The organism is Crocinitomix catalasitica ATCC 23190 (assembly GCF_000621625.1).
Classification (GTDB): domain Bacteria; phylum Bacteroidota; class Bacteroidia; order Flavobacteriales_D; family Crocinitomicaceae; genus Crocinitomix; species Crocinitomix catalasitica.
In genome coordinates this window covers 65013-89374 of record NZ_JHXV01000021.1, presented here as the reverse complement: position 1 = coordinate 89374, position 24362 = coordinate 65013, and the positions used below count along the sequence as shown (strand labels likewise).

The 24362-nt window shown below is 33.4% G+C and carries 23 protein-coding genes; 14 read left to right on the top strand and 9 right to left on the bottom strand.

Translation table 11 applies throughout. The features are described from left to right. The 3 genes from T367_RS0112895 to T367_RS22325 all read right to left on the bottom strand — a co-directional run. Positions 1-1660, bottom strand: a 1660-nt coding sequence (locus T367_RS0112895) for a GH92 family glycosyl hydrolase (protein ID WP_027420225.1), incomplete at its 3' end; no start/stop codon positions are given. A 6-nt stretch (positions 1661-1666) separates the two neighbouring features. Further along, complete coding sequence (locus T367_RS0112890; RefSeq protein ID WP_027420224.1) at positions 1667-2617, bottom strand: ROK family protein; 951 nt, start codon at positions 2615-2617, stop codon at positions 1667-1669. Beyond that, the gene (locus T367_RS22325; protein ID WP_035843804.1) at positions 2610-4049 is read right to left on the bottom strand and encodes an MFS transporter; all 1440 of its coding nucleotides are present in this window, start codon (positions 4047-4049) and stop codon (positions 2610-2612) included. The genes T367_RS0112890 and T367_RS22325 overlap by 8 nt, the downstream gene beginning before the upstream one ends. Before the next feature lie 108 nt (positions 4050-4157). Here T367_RS22325 and asnB point away from each other — a divergent pair, with 108 nt between their 5' ends. From asnB to T367_RS0112855, 6 genes are all read left to right on the top strand, one after another. Beyond that, positions 4158-6032, top strand: coding sequence for an asparagine synthase (glutamine-hydrolyzing) (gene asnB, locus T367_RS0112880; RefSeq protein ID WP_027420223.1), 1875 nt, complete (start codon positions 4158-4160; stop codon positions 6030-6032). After that, complete coding sequence (locus tag T367_RS0112875) at positions 6016-7179, top strand: glycosyltransferase (protein WP_027420222.1); 1164 nt, start codon at positions 6016-6018, stop codon at positions 7177-7179. Before asnB ends, T367_RS0112875 begins: the two co-directional genes overlap by 17 nt. Further along, positions 7169-7723 carry a WcaF family extracellular polysaccharide biosynthesis acetyltransferase gene (locus tag T367_RS0112870; protein WP_027420221.1) on the top strand — a complete coding sequence of 185 codons (555 nt, stop codon included), beginning with the start codon at positions 7169-7171 and terminating at the stop codon, positions 7721-7723. The genes T367_RS0112875 and T367_RS0112870 overlap by 11 nt, the downstream gene beginning before the upstream one ends. Further along, entirely contained in the window at positions 7720-8466 is a 747-nt protein-coding gene (locus T367_RS0112865) for a glycosyltransferase family 2 protein (protein WP_027420220.1), read from the top strand. Before T367_RS0112870 ends, T367_RS0112865 begins: the two co-directional genes overlap by 4 nt. A gap of 195 nt (positions 8467-8661) precedes the next feature. Next, a complete protein-coding gene (locus T367_RS0112860; protein WP_027420219.1) occupies positions 8662-10704 on the top strand; it encodes a T9SS type A sorting domain-containing protein in 2043 nt (680 codons plus the stop codon). Between the two features lie 170 nt (positions 10705-10874). Next, a complete protein-coding gene (locus T367_RS0112855; RefSeq protein ID WP_027420218.1) occupies positions 10875-11846 on the top strand; it encodes a transglycosylase SLT domain-containing protein in 972 nt (323 codons plus the stop codon). Positions 11847-12124: 278 nt separating this feature from the next. On the opposite strand, the gene T367_RS0112850 is transcribed toward T367_RS0112855, so the two are convergent. After that, the gene (locus T367_RS0112850; protein WP_027420217.1) at positions 12125-12694 is read right to left on the bottom strand and encodes an anthranilate synthase component II; all 570 of its coding nucleotides are present in this window, start codon (positions 12692-12694) and stop codon (positions 12125-12127) included. 75 nt (positions 12695-12769) lie between these two features. After that, positions 12770-13810, bottom strand: a complete 1041-nt coding sequence (locus T367_RS0112845) for a PorP/SprF family type IX secretion system membrane protein (RefSeq protein ID WP_027420216.1) — start codon at positions 13808-13810, stop codon at positions 12770-12772. 239 nt (positions 13811-14049) lie between these two features. Here T367_RS0112845 and T367_RS0112840 point away from each other — a divergent pair, with 239 nt between their 5' ends. Next, positions 14050-14427 carry a RidA family protein gene (locus T367_RS0112840; RefSeq protein ID WP_027420215.1) on the top strand — a complete coding sequence of 126 codons (378 nt, stop codon included), beginning with the start codon at positions 14050-14052 and terminating at the stop codon, positions 14425-14427. Here T367_RS0112840 and T367_RS0112835 read toward each other — a convergent pair. From T367_RS0112835 to T367_RS24935, 3 genes are read right to left on the bottom strand one after another with little or no spacing between them, the layout of a single operon-like run. Then, a complete protein-coding gene (locus T367_RS0112835; RefSeq protein WP_027420214.1) occupies positions 14424-14942 on the bottom strand; it encodes a hypothetical protein in 519 nt (172 codons plus the stop codon). The genes T367_RS0112840 and T367_RS0112835 overlap by 4 nt on opposite strands. 31 nt (positions 14943-14973) lie before the next feature. Beyond that, the gene (locus T367_RS22320) at positions 14974-16722 is read right to left on the bottom strand and encodes a M61 family metallopeptidase (protein WP_051568539.1); all 1749 of its coding nucleotides are present in this window, start codon (positions 16720-16722) and stop codon (positions 14974-14976) included. A gap of 6 nt (positions 16723-16728) precedes the next feature. Further along, positions 16729-17751, bottom strand: coding sequence for a hypothetical protein (locus T367_RS24935; RefSeq protein ID WP_157454225.1), 1023 nt, complete (start codon positions 17749-17751; stop codon positions 16729-16731). Between the two features lie 98 nt (positions 17752-17849). On the opposite strand from T367_RS24935, the gene lpdA reads away from it, so the two are divergent. From lpdA to T367_RS0112800, 5 genes are all read left to right on the top strand, one after another. Beyond that, positions 17850-19244, top strand: a complete 1395-nt coding sequence (gene lpdA, locus T367_RS0112820) for a dihydrolipoyl dehydrogenase (protein ID WP_211252708.1) — start codon at positions 17850-17852, stop codon at positions 19242-19244. A 398-nt stretch (positions 19245-19642) separates the two neighbouring features. Further along, positions 19643-20032, top strand: a complete 390-nt coding sequence (locus T367_RS0112815) for a hypothetical protein (RefSeq protein ID WP_157454224.1) — start codon at positions 19643-19645, stop codon at positions 20030-20032. Positions 20033-20068: 36 nt separating this feature from the next. Further along, complete coding sequence (locus T367_RS22315; RefSeq protein ID WP_051568538.1) at positions 20069-20482, top strand: c-type cytochrome; 414 nt, start codon at positions 20069-20071, stop codon at positions 20480-20482. Between the two features lie 70 nt (positions 20483-20552). After that, the gene (locus T367_RS0112805; RefSeq protein WP_027420210.1) at positions 20553-21425 is read left to right on the top strand and encodes a bifunctional 5,10-methylenetetrahydrofolate dehydrogenase/5,10-methenyltetrahydrofolate cyclohydrolase; all 873 of its coding nucleotides are present in this window, start codon (positions 20553-20555) and stop codon (positions 21423-21425) included. A 7-nt stretch (positions 21426-21432) separates the two neighbouring features. Then, complete coding sequence (locus tag T367_RS0112800; RefSeq protein WP_027420209.1) at positions 21433-22098, top strand: archaemetzincin; 666 nt, start codon at positions 21433-21435, stop codon at positions 22096-22098. Here T367_RS0112800 and T367_RS0112795 read toward each other — a convergent pair. Then, positions 22091-23125, bottom strand: coding sequence for an o-succinylbenzoate synthase (locus tag T367_RS0112795; protein ID WP_051568537.1), 1035 nt, complete (start codon positions 23123-23125; stop codon positions 22091-22093). The genes T367_RS0112800 and T367_RS0112795 overlap by 8 nt on opposite strands. A gap of 112 nt (positions 23126-23237) precedes the next feature. Here T367_RS0112795 and recR point away from each other — a divergent pair, with 112 nt between their 5' ends. After that, positions 23238-23858 carry a recombination mediator RecR gene (gene recR, locus T367_RS0112790; RefSeq protein ID WP_027420207.1) on the top strand — a complete coding sequence of 207 codons (621 nt, stop codon included), beginning with the start codon at positions 23238-23240 and terminating at the stop codon, positions 23856-23858. Between the two features lie 79 nt (positions 23859-23937). Then, positions 23938-24279: a hypothetical protein gene (locus tag T367_RS0112785; RefSeq protein WP_027420206.1), complete on the top strand. Its 342-nt coding sequence runs from the start codon at positions 23938-23940 to the stop codon at positions 24277-24279. Positions 24280-24362: the final 83 nt, after the last annotated feature.

The following is a 24362-nucleotide window of genomic DNA, read 5'->3' as shown; positions in this document are numbered from 1 at the left end:
AAAATAAATTATCGAGCCATAGTTCTAGACTATCTGCTCCTCCTAATAATTCAATTAACCCATTGATGTCTTGGGGAACAAACAGTGAATATTGCCATGAGTTCGCTTCTGTAAAATCAAATGTTACTTCGCTTGGTTTAAAGTTATCTTTCCATCCTCCATTAAATCGTGGTTGCATGAATTTAGAATCTGGATGGTATAAGTTTTTATAATATTGCGCACGTTTATAAAAAATGGAAGCGATAGAATCATGTCCTAAAGAGTCTGCAAATATAGCGATACACCAATCATCATAGGCATATTCTAATGTTTTAGAAACTGATTCAGATTCGTTCTCAGAGGAAATAAATCCGGCCTTTTTATAGTCTTTAAGTCCTAAATGATCTTGTTCTGCACTATGGATCATTGCTTTTAATGCCAATTCGTGATCGAATTTTCTAATACCTTTATTATAAGCATCAACAATTACTGGAATGGCGTGATAGCCGATCATACAATGCGTATAATTCGCAGAAAGCTCCCAAATCGGAAGAATGCCACCATCTTTATATTGATTTAGAAAAGTATTGATAAAGTCAACAGTCTTTTCCGTTTGCATGATAGTAAATAGGGGATGAGTCGCCCGAAAAGTATCCCACAATGAAAAAACGGTGTATTGCGAATGATCAGCTGCTGTATGTATTTGCTGATCCATCCCACGGTATCTGCTGTCAACATCCGAAAATAAATTAGGATTTAAATAACTATGGTAAACTGCAGTATAGAAAATACTTAATTCGTCTTTGTCATCTGTTTGTATTTGAAGTTTACTCAATTCTTGATTCCAAACTTTTTTATTCTCCGCTAAATACGAATCAAAATCCCATACTGAACCTTCCTTTTTTAAATTGTTCAAGGCACCTTTAATATCAACAGCTGAAGCACCTACTTTAACGATCAATTCCTTTTTTAAATGACCAAATTGTAAAGCTAATTGCGTAGGTTTACCTTGTTTGTTTTTAGTTAAAACCCTATCCTTTACAGCTTCAGAAAATTGAATAGCAAAATAGAAATGCTGTTCCGTAGCCCACGCTTCTGATATCCGCTTACCTATTATTGTCGAATCATTCATAAAAATAAGATCGGCGTCTAAAACTTTGTCTCTATGATTGAGGTCGAGTAATAATTTTTTTGTTTCCCATTCTGGAAAAGTATAGCGATGAATTCCGCATCTTTGAGTCGTTGTAAGTTCGACTTTTATGTCATCCTCAAATAATTCGACCTTGTAATAACCAGCATTTGCCTCTTCCGATTGATGACTGAATTTTGCGCCATAACCTTGTGAATTCGGGTAACCACTTTCCCATTCTGTAATTCCTGTAAAAGGCATTAAAAGTAAGTCGCCATAATCAGAAACACCAGTACCGCTTAAATGTGTATGACTAAATCCGTATATAACAGAATCGCTATAATGGTAACCTCCACAACCATCCCAGCCGTCTAGTCTGGTGTCTGGAGATAATTGTACCATACCAAAAGGCATTGCTACACCTGGATAAGTATGTCCATGACCACCTGTTCCAATAAAAGGATTTACATAGGCCGTAAAGTCTTTTAATTGAGCATTAGCAATTGAACTAGAAAGTAGTGTAAATAGAAAGAGGCAACAAATTCTTAACATATGATTCTAGATAGAAACAGGGACAAGACTTTCGTGAATAGTCGCAACAGCACCTAAAATTCCACCATTAATTTCGTTTAATGTCGAAATGCGTAAGTTTAATTTGTCACGCATATTTGGTAAAATGTAGGATTTAAGATGTTTTTCAGTTTTACGTTTCAATAGATTCCCGCTCTTTGTGATTCCACCTGAAAGGTAAATACATTCTAAATCTAGAATGTTTACAAGTTGAGAAATACCGAAAGCCAAATCTCTTGTTACTGTTTGGATAATTTCAAGGGCTACAGGATCTTCTTTTCTAGCCGCTTTCATTATTTCAATTGGCGTAAGGTTACTTGGAGAAATATTGTTCAAAACAGAGCCTCCGCTACTGAATTCTAATTTTTCTTTTGCCGTTTTAACAATTCCATCTTTTGCAACGTATGTTTCTAAACAACCAAAATTACCACATTTACATTCCCTTCCATCTCTCCTTACAATAGTATGTCCTAATTCACCAGCTAAGCCATTACTTCCCAAATAAATTTTATTGTCAATATAAAGTCCTAGACCAATACCAGTGCCTAAAGTAATAACAGCAAAATTATTTTGATCGGTAGCTTCTCCAAATACTTTTTCTCCTATTGCCGCAGCATTTGCATCATTAATTACGCGGATAGGTAGATTGAATTTAGCAGCAAAGATTTCATTTAATGGGACTATTTCACCCCAGGAAATATTAGGAGCAAATTCCATACTTTGATTGGTCTCATTAACGCTCGGAGCGCCAATACCAATGCCTGTGAATTGGTGTTTGCAATTTTTTTTCAAGTGTTGTTGAATTGATTCAGCTAAGTCTTCAGCCGATTCAAATTCTGTTGTTTTGAATGTGTTTTCGTACAAAAACTCACCATTCTCAGTGACAACACCAAAACATACATTTGTCCCCCCAATATCAACGCCCAAGTAGTTATTCATAAATTTTGGTTTGTTTTATTTTATAACCAATTCTCCCAAAATAGAGGATGTAAAGGTAAGAAATTATCGGAAACAAGAAGGCTGTAGGTAAATCTATCCAATCTGCCATCAATCCAAAACCTAAAGGAAGTATTGCGCCACCAACAATCATTATAATCAATAAAGAGGAACCTTGACTGGTATAATCTTTTAATTCGGCAATTGACAATGTGAAGATGTTAGACCACATGATTGAATTAAATAAGCCGATTGCTATGACTGACCATAAACCAATATTACCCTCAAATATATATGATGTTAGGAGCAGGGCAACGCAAATGAAAGAGAAACTAGCCAATAGTTTTTGACTTGATTTGCTAAAAATCAACATTAAGATGAATTGAATTGTCACAAATATTAGTAGTGGTGATGTGAACTTGAAAATGGATACAAAAATGCCAATTGTCAATGATTCGTCATTCGCCAATACATGAGACTTTAATCCAATAAACATGAATAGAATAATAAAGGTTGAAAATATTGTCAATACACCATTTCTAATTTTCTGGGCAAGTGTTTTTTGCATATCAATCTCATCAGCAATACTTGCAATTAATAATCTGCCAATCATAGCTCCTCCCCAGTATAAAGCTAAATAATCTGTAGCCATTGACTTATTGACATTACCTATTGTTGGTAGCATTGCATATTCTAATAATTTACTACTGATTGCAACTTCGGCTCCAACATAAAAAAAGATAGCCAACATTCCTTTTTTTAGATGTGAAAACTGTAAAGCATTCCCTTTTAAGTTCGTTGATAATTGATTTTTATAATCGGGTAGATCAACTTTATACAACAAGAAAGCGAATAAAAATAGAATAGCACCGCATATAAGATAAGGAACTTGAATGGCTGTATTGCCCGATAAATAATTAAATACTAAAAAACCACCTAGTAGCGGTCCTAAAGTCGTTCCCAACGAATTGAATCCTTGCGCCAAATTCAATCTAGCACTAGCAGATTCAGGTTTACCAATTATCGCAACATATGGATTACATGAAATTTGAATAAGTGTTAAACCAATTCCAATTATAAAGAAAGAACCTAGAATTACATAATAGTTATTAGACAATATTGTTGGGTAAAAAGACATACAGCCTATACCTGCAATGATTAATCCCGACATTATTCCTTGTTTATAGCCAACCTTATTTATAGGATCACCAAATTTGTTGGAATAAAGATAATAGGAGAGGGCACCTAGTCCATAAGCACCAAAAAAGGCAAATTGAATCAATAATGATTGTAGTTCTGTTAGAATGAAAAGTTCTTTGAAATATGCAACCAATACATCGTTCATGGCCGATATACCTCCCCATATAAAGAAAAGTAAAATGATTAAAATAAGAGCATAAGGATATTTCGACTTTTCTACATTCACACAGGCCATTTTTTGAAGAATTTAAAAGTAACAAATAATTTTAACTGCTCGTGAGATTTTTTTTCAATAAAACTGAGTAGTTTTATGCTCAAATAATTTATTTAAAATTAGGTCTTAATGTGCGGAATTAATGGAATTTTCAAATATGCGGGCATATCGCATTCAGAAGAATTAATAAAAAACATGAATTTTGCCTTGAAGCAACGTGGACCTGATGCTGAAGGAATTTATACAGATGAGCATATTCATCTAGGACATCGACGCTTATCGATTATTGATCCTGTAAGTAGTTCAGACCAACCATTTACTTCACATGATGGCAGATATGTTATTGTTTTCAATGGTGAAATTTACAATTTTAAGTCTATTAAAGCTGATTTAGATTATCCATTTTCTACGAATGGTGATACAGAAGTTGTTCTAGCTGCATTTATTAAATACAAGGAGAAATGTTTAAAATTATTTAATGGCATGTTTGCCTTTGCTATTTGGGATAAAAAGGAACGTTCTTTATTTATAGCGAGAGATAGGATGGGCATAAAACCACTTTATTATGTTTTAAATAATGAAGAGATTATTTTTTCATCTTCTCTAAAATCAATCCTCTCTACCAAGTTAATAGATAAGAAAATTTCAGAAAATGGACTTGTCGATTATTTAAGGTATCAAACAGTTCATGCGCCTTATACCTTAATAGAAGGTGTATTTATGCTGATGCCTGGTCAGTACCTTAATCTAGTAGAGAATAAAGAACCAGAATTTAAAACATATTGGTCTCCTGCAAATGATTATGTTCAAAGTGGCAATTCAATAACGGAAGTCCAAAAAAATGTTCGTCAAAAACTATCCGAAAGTGTAGAAAGAAGAATGGTTGCAGATGTGCCTTTTGGTGCATTTTTATCAGGTGGAATAGACAGTTCAATTTTAGTGGCTTTAATGAGCAAGCAACACAATAGTAAAGTTGATACTTTTTCAGTCGATTTTGAAGAAGAGGAATTTTCTGAGGCTAAATATGCACGAGAAATTGCTGCATTGTACAAAACGAATCATCACGAAATAAAATTAGACGTCAATGATTTCAAGGATATGATCCCTGAAGCATTATCATTTATGGATCATCCAAGTGGTGATGGTTTGAATACTTTTGTTGTATCAAAAAAAACTGCTGAAGCTGGGGTTAAAATGGCATTAAGTGGATTGGGCGGAGATGAACTTTTTGCAGGGTACAGTATTTTTAATCAGATCGGTGATCTTCAATCGAAAAAATGGCTATCAAGTTTTCCAGTTTATTTAAGAAAACAAATTGGGAATGTTTTGTATCTCATGAAACGAGATGTGCCGTCTGCAAAAATTCAGCAAATATTAAAGTTAGAATCATTTGATTTAGAATATATATATCAATATTATCGCCAAGTTTTACTTGATAAACAAGTGAGTTCTTTATTGACAAGTTCAGTATTGCCATCTAGTCGTGTTTTGGATATTGTTCACGAACAAGTAGGATATAAAACTGCAGGGTGGAATTTACCGTCATTAAGTCGAATTTCAATTGCGGAATTCTCAACTTATATGCAAAACACCTTGTTGCGTGATGCTGATCAAATGAGCATGGCTAATGGATTAGAAGTAAGAGTGCCATTTTTAGATCATGAGTTAGTTGCTTATGCTTTAGGAATAAGAGATGAAATAAAAAAACCAACAAGTCCTAAAAAATTATTAGTAGATTCTTGTGCTGATTTGATTCCGGAGTCAATCTATAATAGAAAAAAAATGGGATTCGTTCTTCCTTACGAAACATGGATGAAAGGTGAGTTAGCTTCTTTTTGTAAGGAAAGGTTAGACCAGTTGAAAAATATTAAATATTTTCGTTCAAATGTTTTAGATCAATATTGGACTGAGTTTTTAAATGGGTCTAAAACAATAACATGGTCGCGTATATGGCCATTAGTAGTATTAGGAGATTGGGTAAAAGAAAATGGAATTGGAGAATAAAATAAAATTAAAACGTGTATTAGTCTGTATTGACTGGTACGAACCTGGTTTCAAAGCGGGAGGACCGATCAGGTCGGTTGTTAATATAATCAACGCCTTGAGAGGCGAATTCGAGTTTTATGTTTTAACCAGTGCATACGATTTAGGAGAGACTGAACCTTATCCTGGAATAGAGACAAATCAATGGTTTGATCATGATGGGATATTGATAAAGTATTTGAGTAAAGACAATATGAAATCTTCAGCAATTAGAGGAAATGTACTTGAAATTGCTCCGGATTTAATCTATTTGAATAGTTTGTTTTCAACGCTATTTACGCTTGTTCCTTTGCGTCTTGCAAAGAAAATTCCAGTTATTATAGCACCAAGAGGAATGCTTGGAGCTGGGGCTTTAGCGATTAAGAAGAATAAAAAGAGAACTTTCCTTAGAATAGCAAAATGGAGTAGAATATATAAGAATGTTACTTGGCATGCATCTTCGAATTTAGAAGCAGACGAAATTTATGGGATGTTCGGTACACAAATAAAAGTATTTGTAGCTCAAAACATTTCGGTTGTTCAATCTATTAAATTAGATGATATTTTGGAACGCAAATCATTCGACCGAATAAAAATAGTTTTTATTAGCAGAATTTCAAAAAAGAAGAATTTATTGACTGCGATAAAAGCATTACATAAACTAAACGTTGATATTCCAATTGATTTCACTTTTTATGGCAACATAGAAGAAGACAATTATTTTAAGCAGTTAAAACGGGGGTTGGTAAATTCTAATGGCTTAACTATAAAATATGGAGGCGTATTACGTCCAGAAGAAATAAAGGCGGTATATGCAGAAGCTAATTTTATGTTAATGCCAACTGAACACGAAAATTATGGTCATGCTATTGTTGAGGCTTGGGCTTTTGGATGCCCAGTTATCATTAGTAAAAATACGCCTTGGCTTGATTTGCAAGAAAAAAATATTGGATGGGATGTTTCCTTAGAAGAAGAAGGGGCATTAGAGAATGCCATTACACGAGCTGTAGAGATCAATCAAGAAGAATATTTTGATATGGTTAAATCAAGTTTCAGCTTCTTTGCTGAAAACTTAGCTGCAGAAAATGTAATTGAATCCAATAAAAATCTTTTCAATAATGTCAGTTGATTTATCTACGTTTTCGAATAATTGGTATCAACCAGGGGGCTTTATAAAAAGGGGGGCTTGGTATATTTGTAATATTGTCTTTCTTAAAAACAGCCTTAACCCTTCTGGGAAACTGAAAATTTTTATTCTAAAATTATTTGGAGCAAAAATTGGGAATAATGTCGTGATTAAGCAAAGTATCAATATTAAATATCCATGGTTTCTAGAAATAGGAGACAATACTTGGATAGGGGAAGAGGCATGGATTGATAATTTAGGAATGGTGAAGATTGGTGCGAATGTATGTATATCGCAAGGCGCATTATTGTTATGTGGCAATCATAATTATAAATCTAAAAGTTTCGACTTAATGGTCGGTGAGATAATATTGGAAGATGGTGCTTGGATTGGCGCTAAAACTGTTGTTACTGGAGGAGTTAGAGTCGCTTCACATGCTGTTCTCTCTGCAGGTTCAATTGCGAATTCGAATTTAGAACCTTATAAAATTTATCAGGGGAACCCTGCTATTGCTATTCGTGATAGAAAAATTGACAATAACGAATGAAAATTTCATTAATTACAATCACGTACAATTCGGATAAAACACTGATTGATACGATCAATTCTGTTCGAAATCAAACCTACAATAATATTGAATACATTATAGTAGATGGAGGTTCGAAGGATGAAACTTTAAAAATAATAGAGAACAATAAAGATATTATCACACATTTTATTTCTGAACCGGATAAAGGGATTTATGACGCAATGAATAAAGGTGTAAATTTGGCAACTGGGGATATTGTAGGCATTCTTAATTCGGACGATTTTTATGCGAATAAGGATGTAATATCAAAGGTCGTCAACCAATTCAATGATAATGTTGATGGCGTTTATGCTGATTTAAATTATGTTGACCCGATAGATACTACCAAAACTATTAGGGTATGGAAGTCTGGAAATTATATTGAAGGTTCATTTAAAAAAGGATGGATGCCTCCTCATCCAACTTTCTTCGTTAAAAAGGAGGTATATAATAACTTTGGAGGTTATAGTATTAAATTAAAATCAGCTGCAGATTACGAGTTTATGCTTCGTGTCATTCATAAAGAAAAAATACGAATTAGTTATTTGCCAGAAACTATTGTAATGATGAGGGCTGGCGGATTGAGTAATGCTTCTCTTAAAAATAGAATTAAGGCAAATCGTGAAGATCGTGAAGCGTGGAGAATGAACAACATCAAACCGGGCTTATTTACCCTTATACAAAAGCCACTTTCTAAAGCGCTTCAATTTCTCAAAAAATAACCATTTTCGTACTTTATTTTTCTTTTTCGGAAATCTAATTAATTGATATTCTATTTTTTTAGTATTCCAGTGAATACAACTTACTTAGGGATTTAAATACTTTTGATTGTCTTATAAATAGCACTTCAATAATAACTGGTATTTTTTCTAGTGATTCCTTATATCTTAATGTATTTTTACACAAAACGTTTACTTATGAAGAAAAAGATATTGTTGGGCGCAATCCTTTCAACAGGATTACTGTCATACGGTCAAGGACTGACTGAAAATTTTGATGATTATACAGAGGGAGAGTATATTGGAGTTGTGTCGGACGAATTTTCGACGTGGAGTGGAACGGTAGGAGGATCAGAAGATGCGAAAATTAGTACTGCTGAAGCGGCTAGTGGAGCAAATTCCATTTATTTTAACTCGAGTGTTGCTGGTGGTGGACCACAAGATGTTGTTGTTCCTTTTGGAGGAGAATATAATACAGGTAATTTTGTTTTTGAGTCTAATTTTTATGTAGCTGCTGATCGTGGAGCTTATTTTAACTTTCAAGGAACGGAAGAATTGTCTGAAATGTACAGTGTAAATTGCCAAATGGTTAATGATGGGCAGTTGATTTTATTCCCTCAAACAGGAGGTAGTTTTATTGAAACCACTTTCGAACATGATACTTGGTTCAATTTGCGAATAGAGGTGAATTTGAATACCAATAATTGGGAATTATTTATTGATGATGAATCAAGAGGAAGTTTTACAAATAACCAAAATCAAATCTCTTCTATTGATATTTTTCCGGTGAACAATGCATATGGAGGGAATAATAGATCAACTTTTTATATAGATGATTTTATGTATATGCATACACCCTATACATTACCTGATGTAAATGCAGCTGTAGTTGGTATTGGTAATGTGAATGGTTTGGCGACTGTATCAAAAACTGCAAGTGTCGATATTAGAAATTTAGGAACAACTACTATCAATTCTTTTGATGTTGAGGTGACTTATAATGGGACTACATTATCACAAAGTTATTCGATGGATATTGCTTCTGGTGATATTTTAACAGTTGATATAGACGAAGCTTTTGAATTGGTTGGAGGTGCAAATGATATTGTTGCTACTGTTTCAAATGTTAATGGCGCTGCAATGGATGATGATGCGTCTGACGATACAAAAATTATTACGATTGATCCATTAGTTCCAGCCACAGGTAAAATTGTTATTGGTGAAGAAGCTACTGGAACTTGGTGTGGTTGGTGTCCTCGTGGAGCAGTATATTTGGATTATATGGCTGAACAATATCCTGATCATTTTGTAGGAATTGCAGTTCATAACGGTGATCCGATGGTTTATGAACCTTATGACTCGGGTATTAACGGCTTAATTTCAGGCTATCCAAGCTTATTGGTTGATCGATTATCAAGCATTGATCCTTCAGCTGTTGAAAGTGATTTTTTAGAAAGAATTGTCGTTGATCCTAAGGCCGTAATAACTGTTGGAGCTGATTATATTGATGGCAGTGATTGGATTGATATTTCTGTGACTGCTGATTTTAATGAAGCGGTTACAGGAAATTACAAATTGGCTTGTGTGATTGTAGAGGATGAAGTGACTGGTACCGGTAGCGGATATAATCAAGCGAATTATTATGCAGGAGGTGGATCAGGTGTAATGGGAGGTTATGAATTATTACCAAGTTCTGTTCCTGCCACAATGATGGTTTATCAGCATGTAGCTCGTGTTATTTCTCCAAGTTTTGCAGGATTAACTGGTAGCTTTCCTGATGCTATTGAAATAGGAGCCTCTCATACTGTTAACTTTAATTTGGCTATCGATCCAAATTGGGATTTAGATAATATTCATATTGTTGGTATTCTAATTGCTCCAGATAGAAAGGTCGATAATGCTGGTTTTGCTTCTATTTCAGGAGCAGTGGAAAACGGGTTTATTGAATCTGAGAAGGTTGTTCTAGCTACAGAAAAATTAGATGCAGGATTAGATAAAGTCACAATTTTTCCAAACCCAGCAACTGATCAAGCAAATGTTCAATTGGTTAATTTGAATGACGAAGATGTTGAGCTTTCTATTTATACAATTAGTGGAACGTTATTAATGCAAAAGAGCTACGGAAAATTAAAAGGTGATTTTAATTTACCAATTAATGTGAGTCAATTAGCAAAAGGAATTTACATGGTGAATACGCAAATTGGTGAAAGAACTAAAGTTATGAAATTAAGCGTTAACTAATTTTAACTGTAACATAAGTGTCTATTTTGTCTTATACTAGATAGGATAGATCAATATTAAGTCAACATTCAAAAATTCTATCAACACCAAATTGGTGAATAAATAGTAGTTTTGAATGTTGATTTTTTTTTGGGAAGTCACTACTTTGGATCTTTAATATAATAATTCTTATGACGCTAACGAAAAGTCTTTGCTTTGCTCTTATTTGTTTAAACTTTGGTTTGTATGCTCAGACAAGGTTCGATAAGCATTTAATAGAGGTTACATTACATGAATCGGATTCGTTATTCTTGAATTTCGTGAAGACTCCTGATTTATTCAGTGAAAGATGGGATACTTTAGCACAGCCTAGTTTTTGGAAGTTTGTAATGCGAATGTCTCCTGAAACGAGCATTCTTAACGTAGCTTCGACTAGAGAAATTCTTGAATTAAAGCCATTAAAGGATTGGGATAAATTATCTGATGATGAAAAGGAAGCATATCGTGTAGCTTTGCGAGCAGAGCATAATTTAGCTGAAGATACACGCATTTTCATGACAACTGGAAAAAGTGACTTCTTTCAGTTTGATTTGGTATTTCCTAGTATTTCTAAAGGCGTAGAGGTTTTTGTTGAGAATAATACTGACCCTTGGTATGCACAAGCTATTTTAATGATTGAAAGTCCAGGAAAGGTGGCTTTCTCCAATGCAGGTGCACTTGGTCCATTTCAGTTGATGAAATCAGTGGCTAAAAATCATGGACTTCGCGTTGATAAGTATGTTGACGAACGAAAAGATTTCGAAAAATCGGCTAAAGCTTCAGCTCATTTAATTCGAACAGCTTGCATTCCTGAAGCTAAACGTATTTTGCGAAAATTTGGAATAGATGTATCACCAGAAGATGAACATACATTGTGGTTTAGATTAATTGTAATGCATTGTTACCATGCAGGTGCTGGAAATGTTGAAGGTGTTTTGACTAATATCGTTAAACCCAATAGTGGTGGACAGGATTTAATAACTAATTTGTGGATGTCTGAATATGGTAATTTTAGAAATGCTTCACAAAATTATTCTCAATTAGCATTGGCGGCATTAATAATTCTAGACGACCTCATTCTAACAAAATGTGCAGAAATTTGCGAATACGAGTTGCTGAATTAATATGATCTCGTTTTTGGGCATAAAAAAACCCATATAGCTATAAATTTTAAAATTCTTCTAAAACATGGTTAGCACTACCAACTTGGTTTTGAAATCCTCTGTTAACATTTATAAAAATGATCAAATCTAAATTTGATTGAGGTCTGTCAGCAGGAAGTTGAGATCATACTAATATAAAAAACGTTAAGAACCAAAAACATACTACATGGGCGTTTGCCTGTGCAAACTAAAGTTAAGACTCACTGCGTGGCTAACTTGTTTTATAAAGGTAAGGCTAATTATCCAATTTCAAAAATGAAGTTTTCAACAATCTTCAATCCATACTCTGATAAAATTGACTCCGGGTGGAATTGAACACCTGAAATAGGTAGTGTTTTATGGTCGAAAGCCATCACAATATCATTTTCTGACAATGCGGTTATAACTAAGTCTTTCGGAAAATTAAAGGCATTTGCAGCCCAAGAATGATATAAACCAACCTTGAATTTTGGAGCTGTATCAAGAAATAATTTTGATGGTGATACGATTTCAATCGATTCGGCAATACCATGTTTGACAACTGGTTGATTGTATATTTTACCTCCAAACTTCTCTATTATGGCCTGAAAACCTAAGCAAACACCTAGTACTGGTGTTGTTTCTATAACTGCATCCAAAACGTCAAATAACCTACCCGCATCCTTTGGTAATCCTGGACCTGGCGAAATTATAATCTTATCGTAAGAATGAAGTTGAGTAATTTCTATTTGATCGTTGTAAACAACATCTAATTCTACATCAAAGGATGTTATATAGTGGACTAAATTGTATGTGAACGAATCGTAATTATCTATTAATAGTATTTTCAAAATTCACAAATTAAGATTCAGATTGAGTCACAAATTTAAACAAGAGTTTTAAAAATAGGTAGACTATTGATTTTATTATTTTTGAATTCTATTATGTCTCAAGTTTTGATCACCAAAAACGAACCTATACCGCAAGAAAAATTCCATCGCACCAATACTATTACTTGCTGTATTTAAACTCGATACATTTATATCGTAAGAAGCACCAATACTAAATTTCGATAGTTCTAATATAGCATTCGCGATTAGTGCATCCCCAATTCTAAAATATCCTCCAATATTCAATTTTACATTGTCAAAATATGCTGTAGAACGCGAAGCTCCTTTTAATTGGAATCTGAAATTAGAACCTAAGGTTAACGCTTTATTTGGCCCTTGAATAAAGCCATAGAAACCAGGCATGAATGTGATGTTTGTATATTCATTACCAAATTCTCCCTGACCGTGAAGTGTTAGTTTTCTGAATAATTTATCTTCCGCCCCAAAAACACTCACTATTTGTTTTGTTAAATGCTCTCCTGCTATACCAAGATTTATTTTTTTATCTCTGCTGAATCTTTTCTGCCAATAAATTCCAGCTGCCATATCAAATTTAATGATGGTCATATTGTTCGAGAAAAAGTCTTCATTATGACCTATTTCTTGATTGAATGATGAACCTGTCCATTGGTTATCCCATGTTAAATTATCACCGGTAATTGTTCTTTGAAAAAACGCAGGTTGAATACCAAAGGCAATGTGATCAGCTTCTCCAATTTGAATGGCATAGCTAATTGGAACAGCAATAATATTTGTTGTATAATTACTTACACCGGCAGCATCGTTGAAAAAGGTAATACCAGCGCCTAAAAAATTAGCTTCACCAGTATATGTTTCGTCTAACATTCGCCAATCTGCACTTGCTGTTATTGTTCGATAAGGTTCTGCACTTACACTCAACCATTGACTTCTATATCCTGTTGCTAAGCGTAAATGATCTTCAAAAAATCCCGCACTTGCCGGGTTGATATTTAGTTGAGATTCATTAAACAAACTGTAATGTTTATCCTGCTGAGCATGAATTGAATATGTCTGATTAAGAAACAAAAGAAATGCAACGATAATCTTAATTTTCATAGCGATAAATTATAAAGTAATCATACCTGATAATTACAAAAAGATTAAAATATAAAATTTATTCAATATGTAGGCAATATTCTCTGTTTGAGTAGGTTATTTGTTTAATTTATAACAGTTATAAACAGAACGGTTTATTTATTTCAATACATTACTTGCCTTTATCGGTAAATGATTCGTTATTTTCGTGTCCAATTCAATACAAATAATTTTTAAATTAAATTCAAACGCTTTCGGATATGAAAACAATTATAGAAACAAAAAATGCACCTTCAGCTATTGGTCCTTATAGCCAAGCAGTTCTTTTTAATGGAGTTTTGTACACAAGTGGTCAAATCGCGATTGATCCAAAAACTAATGCTTTGCTAGAAACAGATATTCAAGGTGAAACAAAAATGGTTATGAATAATTTATCGGCAGTATTATCAGCTGCTAAGATGAATTTTTCTCATGTGATTAAAACAACAATTTTCTTGAAAGATATGGATGATTTTCAGGCTGTAAATGAGATTTATGCAACTTTTTTTAGTGATAATTTTCCTGCTAGAGAAACAGTTCAAGTTGCAAAATTACCTAAAGATGTAAAGGTTGAAATTTCAATGATTGCCAGCCTCTAAATGTTTACATTTTTTCGATGGAAAATGAAAAGACCTATTAAAAAATACAATATTGTTGAGGCGATTAATATAAGATCGAAATAACCAAATTCCAATTCAAAAAATCTGGCTCCCATGTATAGGTAAGCCGTTAAAATTAATGCTACCTGCGCTAGCATATAGCAGATAAAACCTATTCTTTTTTTTCTCCAAATTAAAACCAAGCCAATTAATGAAATAAATAGGATTAGTATTTCTGCTAAGGTGTATATGGTTAATTGTTGGTAGGTATCAAAATAAAAATATTGTTTGAAACCTATATTCTCGTATGCTGCCTTTACGTAACCCCCATTCTTTAAATTTCCTACGAGTACTAGAGAAATCAGTGTGAGAATATGCCAAGAAATTAAATATATCCATACTGCAAAACCCGCAATTACAGAGAGTCGCGTTAAGATATTTGGACGTGTTTTACCCAATACAATATTCTTGAATCGCTGAAAAAAGGTATGTTTTTGGACTTTTTCTAATGTCATGTTATACGCGTATTATAATCCAAAATTAAACTTAAATTAAATCGAAATCTATACCAGACCATTTTTTGAATAGTGATTTCCCTTGCTTTGAAGGAATCTGCATTTTTTCAATTTTATAGTGTGGATAAGATGACTTATTTAAATTAGGACAAGTGATTTCTACAATTCTACCAAGTCGACTAACTACCAGTTCTATAGAACTATCTTTTAAATCTTTAAATAACTCACTGATATTATCCTCTACGAGATGACCATTAACTTTTTCAATTATGTCGTTATGCATTACTCCTCCTAGCTCTGCCGAACTGCCTTGAGCGATTCGTTGAACCACTGTTTTACCTGCAATATTTACAATTTTAATTCCTAATATATCTTCTATTAATACAGGGTTCTGTTCCATCACCAATTCGTACCCCATTTTCTCTAATGTTTCCACTAAAATTGATTCGAATAGGGTAGTGCCGAAATAATAATTTTTGAAAAAAGCATCTAAATTTTGTCCAGTAAATTCTTCGAGTATACTTTTATAGTCTTCTGTAGAATAACCTTTATTCTTTAATGCAAAATCTTTATAAAGCTTAAACATCACATCGTGAATAGTAAATTTGCTTTTACTGTTATCACGAATCATAATATCAAGGATAAAGGCCAATATAGCACCTTCTGTATAGATAGATACTTTTCTGTTTGGTGCACCTAATTCATATCCATCTAACCAAGTATCCCAACTTGATTCGGCTACAGAATAATTAAAGCGTCCAAAATTGTCGAAGTGTTTTTGGAATAATTTTTCTAATTCTAATTTATACCAACTAAAATCTTTCACTTCTGATTTTAATAAAAACCAATCTCCTAAATATGTCGTTACACCTTCTGCAACGAATCCTAAATGACTATAATTCTCTTTACTATAATCATAAGGATACATTTCGGTTGGTCGAATAGCTTTAACATTCCAGGCGTGGTATAATTCATGCGCACTCACACCTAAAAAATCATCATATAAAGCAGTCATTAAGTCTTTACCTGGACCTAAAGCGATCACTGTATTATGCGTGTGTTCAACTCCGTGATAAGCTTTTACATCTAAAATTTGATAGAGAAAATGATAAGGTATTTTAGGGAATCCAACAAATTTATTCCTTCTATCACTGAATGATTCAAGCTGTAATAATGTGAATTTTTCAAAATCTGCGATAATTTTATCCCAATCTAGCTCAGCATTCCCTTGAATCCATATGTGGAATTCACGATTTAATACATTATAAGTTTTGTGAATCAAATTGGCACTTGCGATAAATGGAGAATCTGCTAAATCGTGGTAAGAATCAGCGTATATTGTATTCCCTTTTAATTTTGCACTACATGCAATTTGAAAATCGTCCGGTAAATCCAAACTTACTTCACAGGGGCTATTGATAGACGATTCATCATAAATAATACAATTAACAGGATTTACATACAATTGTATGTCATCCATATAAGTTGATCCTGCATTTAATTGAGCAGCGAAATATTTATATCGTATATGTATGGTTGAAGAATTTTCGCAATTAATTTGCCATTTATCCTTCGAGATTTTATGAAAATCTACATTTTTATGATCTTCATTTTTGACTTCGAAATTTTTTATGTTCTTAGCAAAATTCCCTAATTCATATCTGCCTGGTCGCCACGCAGGGAATTGTAAGATTATTTCTTTTCGTTTATTTGTTTCAAAAATCGCTTCAATTAAAATATATTGTTGCGTAGGTTGTTCGTAAGTAATTTTATAATTCATCAAGCTTTATTCTTCTGTTGATCGGTTAAAATTTTCTATCATTATTTGAGGTAATGGACCAGATTCACCTGATTTTCCAATTTTACCTACTTGTCCATCTATTCCTTGTTTACCCTCTTCTTGTCCATCAAGTGCTTTGCCTGGGTCACCCGCTTCGCCCGCTGCACCCGCTTCGCCCGCTTTACCTCCTAAATTGTACACGAGTATTTTCTGCTTTAAATTTTCGGCTGTAGGGTGCAAATATAAATATACTTTTCCGCCATTGCCACCTGTTCCACCATTTCCACCATTTCCTCCGTTACCTCCGTCTCCAGGATTGATATTGCTATCATCCTTTATGCGACCTTTTCTGCCATCAGTACCTTTAGATCCATTTCCGCCTTTACCTCCTTGACCGCCGGATGCATCAATTTTAACACCAAAACCATTGTCATAATATTTATAGTAGAAAATTTGATTCGTTATTAAATCTTCAACCTTGAATACGTAGAATTCATCGCTTGTATGTTTCCAGACTTTAACAGAGATTTCTCTACCATGACTTCCGTTTAACCCGTCTTCACCATCTCGACCGTCCTTCCCGTCACTTAAGAGAACTGGTTTCAATTTTCTATTCGCTTTATCTCCTTCAATACCATCAACTCCTTGAAAATTTATAGTTAATGTTCCCTTAAAGTTATAATCAATTAACGCCGTATTGGTCAGTGAGTTTTCGTTGTGAATGTACGAAGCTGTTATCTTAATTTGTGTTTCATCAAATGATTTTGGGAAACTATCGATATATATATTCCCGTCTAAAAAGGTGCCGCCAGTTAGTACTATTTGTAAATCTCTTTTATCAGTTATATCTTTTTGTTTTCCTTCCTCATTAGACATTTTAATTTTAATAGGAATTACACCAGCATAATTGATGTTTTGAGATTGATCATATTCCAAATTAATTGATGTATAGTTTTGATTTTTAGACAATATAGCACAAGAGCCTAAGCACATGCTCATTATAAGGCATATATAAATTATATTTTTCATAGGTTAAATGATTTTGCTTATTCAAAAATAAAATAATTCCATTGTCTATCACAATATAAATGATAATTACTTAAATTCGCACCAGATAAATAAATTGAATTATGACTTACGATATAATAGTAATAGGAAGTGGGCCTGGCGGATATGTAGCTGCGATTAGAGCATCTCAATTAGGTTTAAAAACTGCAATTGTAGAAAAAGCCGAAATTGGTGGTGTTTGTTTGAATTGGGGATGTATTCCAACGAAAGCCTTATTAAAAAGTGCAAACGTATTTGAATATATAACACATGCCGAAAATTATGGTATTGAGGTCAAAGGAGGTACGCCAGATTTTGACAAAGTAGTTAAAAGAAGTAGAGGCGTTGCTGATAAAATGAGTAACGGAGTTCAATTTTTGATGAAAAAAAATAAAATTGACGTTCTTGCAGGAATGGGAGAAGTAGCTGCTGGTAAAAAGGTAAATGTTACTGATGATAAAGGGAAAACTACTACTTATTCAGCAAATAAAGGTGTTATTATTGCTACTGGTGCACGTTCTAGACAACTACCAAACTTACCTCAAGATGGTAAAAAAATAATTGGATATAGAGAAGCGCTTGTTCTTCCATCTTTACCAAAATCTATGGTTGTTGTTGGTTCTGGAGCAATTGGAGTAGAATTTGCCTATTTCTATAAAACAATGGGAGTAGATGTTACTATTGTTGAATTTATGCCAAATATTGTTCCAGTTGAAGATGAAGAGGTTTCTAAACAATTAGAGCGTTCTTTCAAGAAACAAGGAATAAAGATCATGACGAATTCTTCTGTTGAGAAAGTTGATACGAAAGGATCAGGTTGTAAAGTATCTGTTAAAACCAAAAAAGGAGAAGAAATTATTGAATGTGATATTGTTCTATCTGCTGTTGGTATAGAAACAAATTTAGAAGGTATTGGTCTTGAAAAAGTTGGAATTGCAACAGATAAAGGAAAAGTATTAGTTGATGGTTATTACCAAACTAACATTCCAGGATATTATGCTATTGGAGATATCGTATCTGGACCAGCACTAGCACACGTTGCATCTGCAGAAGGTATTATTTGTGTTGAAAAAATAGCAGGGATGAATATTGACACTCTTGATTATGGAAATATCCCAGGGTGTACATATTGTTCTCCAGAAGTTGCCTCTGTTGGTATGACAGAAAAAGCAGCAAAAGAAGCTGGACATGAAATTAAAATAGGGAAATTCCCATTTTCTGCATCTGGTAAAGCTAGTGCCGCTGGAGCAAATGATGGATTTGTAAAATTAATTTTTGATGCAAAATATGGTGAACTTTTAGGAGGACACATGATTGGTGCCAATGTTACTGAAATGGTAGCTGAATTGGTTGCTGTTAGAAAACTAGAAACAACAGGGCATGAATTGATTAAAACTGTTCATCCTCACCCTACAATGAGTGAAGCGATCATGGAGGCTGCAGCTGCAGCTTATGATGAAGTTATACACTTATAGGGAACCAAGATATTTATATAAAACACCCAAATTGCTTTTTAGCAGTTTGGGTGTTTTTTTTTAATTTTTATCAATTTAAAAGTCCAATAATAGAGGAAATAGGTTGAAAATCGGGTTAATTTATTAATAAATTAGGTATTTATACTGTTTTTAATGGGGGGTGACTGATATATATTTGCTATATCATTATACCCAAAACTAATTGAAAAAATTAAATTCATAACGATGAGTTTAATAAAAAACTGAGTGGTAGTCCAATTTGTAGATTTATTGAGAGTAGGGTTTTTCATGGTAATACAGCAAATTGTACAATACTCAGATTAAGTAGCAATTCAATACTCATTTCATTTTTGAAATGAGTATTGTTTTTTTAGTACATTTGGTTTCAAATTTTTGAAGTGAAAAAAGTCCTTTTCTATATACTACTTTTAACTACCATCTACTCGTGTAATAAAACACCCTTGCTCGAAGCATCTGAAGCTTTAGTTGGTAATTGGGAACACAAAACCGCATTTGCAGTTGCCCACCAAATAATCATAAATGAAAATGGGGAAGGTTATATGGTTTGGGTTATTGACGGTAAGAATTCTAAACAAACCAAAATAAGAAAATGGTATCTCGATAATAATCAATTGAATTTTGGAAAGGCTGTATTTAATGGTGAGTTCTATGAAATTGATGAATATCCTACAACTGCTTTTACAGAATTAATAAATTATTATGATACTATTTTGAAGGATCAGCGTTATATTATTCTGGATGGAAATTATTATAAAGAATTCGAATAGTTAAAGCTAAAACTTAATTAATTTTACACAAAAAACATGAAATTTTATCTTTTCATCCCATTCATCTTTTGTTTAAATTCCTGTTCTAATGGTGAACTATCTGATGCGGAGGGATCAGAAGTTCCTTATGCTAAGGGAAAAGAAATCTATGATAGGTCTTGTGTTTTATGTCATCAAGAAAGTGGATTAGGTATTCCTGATTTATATCCACCATTAGCACAATCAGATTACCTCTTAAAAGATAAATATCGATTAATTAGGAATATTGCTTTCGGACTAGAAGGAGAGATTGTTGTAAACGGAGTTGGTTACAATTCGATAATGCCACCACAAGTTCTAAATGCTGAAGAAATTATGAATGTATCTAATTACGTTTTAAATACTTGGGGTAATAAAGCAGGGGAGGTTTCAATTGAAGATGTTGAAACAATTTTAAAAGAAACAAATTGATCATTTTAAGCAAATTAAAATTGAGATTAAATTTTGCTATTTTTGGACTTGTGTTAAAATAAGATAAACTATGATTCTACTAGACGGAAAAAAAACATCGAACGAAATTAAAGAGGAAATTGCTAAGAAAGTAGAATTACTGAAGCAAAACGGTAAAAAAACACCGCATTTAGCAGCTGTAATCGTCGGTGAAAATGGCGCTAGTTTGACTTATGTTAATGCAAAAGTAAAGGCTTGTGAAAAAGTAGGATTCGAGTCAACTTTAATTAATTTACCGGAGGATACAACTGAAGAAAAATTGCTAGACGTAATTCGTGACCTTAATACGAATGACGAAATTGATGGTTTTATTGTGCAATTGCCTTTACCAAAACATATTGATGAGCATAAAGTGACGCTTGCCATTTCTCCTGCGAAAGATGTAGATGGATTTCATCCAGAAAACTTAGGGAGAATGGTACTTGATTTACCAACATTTTTACCAGCAACTCCCTATGGAATTGTTCAATTATTAGACCGTTATAATATTGAAACTTCGGGTAAAAGTTGTGTGGTAATTGGAAGAAGTCATATTGTTGGTTCTCCGATGAGTATTTTGATGTCTAGGAATAATAAAGTAGGGAATTGTACGGTGACCTTGACCCATTCAAGAACAAAGAACTTAATTGATTACACTAAAAATGCTGATATCATAATTGTAGCCTTAGGTAAAACTGAATTTTTGACTGGTGAAATGGTGAAAGATGGAGTAGTGGTTGTTGATGTTGGCATTACAAGAGTAAAGGATGATACAAAAAAGTCTGGATTCAAATTATTAGGTGATGTTAAGTTTGATGAAGTTGCCGCTAAAGCATCTTATATCACTCCGGTTCCTGGTGGGGTTGGACCGATGACAATCGCTTCTTTATTGATGAATACATTGCAGGCCGTAGAGACGAAATAAGTTTCAGATGAAAAAAATCGTCTTTTTTTCGTCATTAATTATTGTAATTAGTATAAGCCTTTTTCTGTTTTATAATCCACATATATACAGAAAAATACAGTTTAAAAATGAACCGCCTAAAATTGGTTTATTGCCTTTTGAGGACTTTTCTGAAAAGGATATTGAGGTTGTTAAAACTGAATTAGCAAAGCGATATGGATTCGATATTGCAATCCTTCCCCAATTCAAATTACCTGCAATGGCATATACTACAATCAAAAAACCTAGGTATCGTGCAGATTCTTTATTAAACTGGCTAGAAACTGTTCTTCCAGATAGTTTGGACGCTTTAATAGGACTAACAAACAGGGATATTTCTTTTACTAAATACCAAGAAGACAGCAAAACAATTAAGGATCCTGAATGGATGTATAAAGATTTTGGAATTTTTGGACTCGGTAGAGTTGGAGGAACAGTAGCTGTTGTTTCCTCTAATAGACTTCGGGCAAATGTTTCTAAAGAAAAGTTTCACTTAAGGTTAGCACGAATTACTTCACACGAATTAGGTCATGTACTTGGTTTGAGGCATTGTCCTACAAAAGAATGTTTGATGAATGATGCGAATGAGTCAATCAAAACTATTGATCAAAGTACGGGCGAATTATGCGAGGATTGTAAATCGAAGATTAATTAGATCGTTTAGACAGATGAATTAAAGTTCCGTTTTCTATAGTCAAATTCGAGTCAAAATTATTCGTAAATAATTGCCCTGTTCCTAAACCTTGTGGTAAAGGATTATTTTTGGTAAAAGTGTATTGAGCAATTGCATTTAAACCAATATTGGTCTCTAAAGCGGATGTTATCCACCATTTTATATTGAATTCTTCCGCAGCTTTTATCCATTCGTTTGTTCCTCGAAGACCACCAATTAAACTTGGTTTTAGTATGATATATTGTGGTTTAATTTGTGTCAATAATTCCAGTTTATTTTCGTAACCTGTAATGCCTATTAACTCCTCATCTAAAGCAATGGCTAAAGGTGTATTTAAACAAAGTTCAGCCATCTCCTTATGCTGTCCTTGCTTAATAGGTTGCTCAATAGAGTGTATATTTAAACTTGCTAAACGCTTTAGTTTGTCCATCGCTTCTTCAGGAGAAAAGGCGCCATTTGCATCTACTCGAATTTCTATTTGATCTTCATTAAATTCGTTTCGAATTGAAGCGATTAGTCGTAATTCACTTTCGAAATCAATTGCACCTATCTTTAATTTAATGCATTTGTAACCAGCTGCCAATTTTTCAATGATTTGTACGCGCATTTTTTCATATTCGCCCATCCAAATCAATCCATTGATCGGAATTGAAGCTTTACCATCAGTGAACGCAGATGGAAATAAAATGTCATCACCTCCATTCTTAAGATCCAATAAAGCCGTTTCAATCGCAAATAGAATAGATGGAAAGGATGTTAATTCCACCAAATCATTTTCAATATGATCATTAATATTGGCAGCAACTGAATTTAATTTATCAATATATAATTCGTTCCAATCGGGGGATAGTGTTTTGATAATGGAAGCCTCACCTTTACCTACAAGTAATTCGTTTTCTGTTTTCCAAAGACTTAAAATCCAGGAATCTTTTTCGGTCAAAACACCTCTTGATGTTCCACTTGCTTGTTTGAAAATTGATTTATGGTTGACAAATTTTGCTGCATACATAGTGCAAAAATAATCGATTTTAACTGCAATTAAAACTCATCTACATTCATCTGTTTATATTATTTACCGACATGTCACGAATTGATATTTTGTTTATCGTAAATTTGTACCCATGAATTTACCGTCTAAACATTTAGAAGAACTAGTAGAACATTTTTCATCTCTACCTGGTATCGGAAAAAAAACGGCTTTAAGGTTAGTCCTCAATTTGATGAAGCGCGATAGCGATGACGTGAAGTCATTTGCCAATTCTTTAGACCTATTACATGAAAATATTGCTTCTTGTACAAATTGTGGGAATCTCACAGATAAAGAATTATGTCAAATATGCTTACAACCTAATCGTTTAAATGATTTGGTTTGTGTAGTTGAAGATATCCGTGATATCATGGCAATTGAAGCGACACAGCAATTCTCAGGGCATTATCATGTGCTAGGAGGTGTTATCTCTCCGATGGACGGTATCGGTCCAGCAGACTTAAATATTGAGCATCTAATTGAAAGGTTGGTAAAGGGCAGTATTTCTGAAGTGATTTTAGCTTTAAATTCATCTATGGAAGGAGATACAACGAATTTCTATCTCTTCCGAAAATTATCACAATTCCCTGTTAAAGTCACTACATTATCTAGAGGTGTTGCAGTTGGAACAGAATTGCAATACGCTGATGAAATTACTTTAGGTCGATCTATCGTTAACAGAATGCCTTTTGATTTTAATTTGGTGAAGAAATAAGCATTTGTGAATTATGATTGTGAGGCGTAATCATAAAATGCATTAGAATAATATCCCTTACGAAGCGAACCCGCAAAACTTGAACCCTTCAGAAGATTGCATTGTTTACGGAATCGAGCAAATAAATGATGAATTATACTATCTTATTTTAGCTAAAGGTGATTATACTCCAAGACTCTATCATCGGGATAATTTTAAAGTTATAGATAACCATGAATCATCTTATTGGATAGCGGATAAAAACCTTCCTGCCCGAAAATTATTCAATGATTGGCTAGTATTTGAAGATTATTTAGACTGGTTTTTTAATGGAGCGGAACACTTGGATGTTGATGAGTTTGAAGTTAATATTGAATACTTTCCGTATTATCAAGATTTGATCGAAAACGAATTGAATGGTATTGTTTCAAATGAAATTTGAAAATGAATACGATTGAAGCTTTCCATTTGTCAATATAATTTAGCAGAATTGACATTCGTCAGTATTACAACCCTAAATATTAA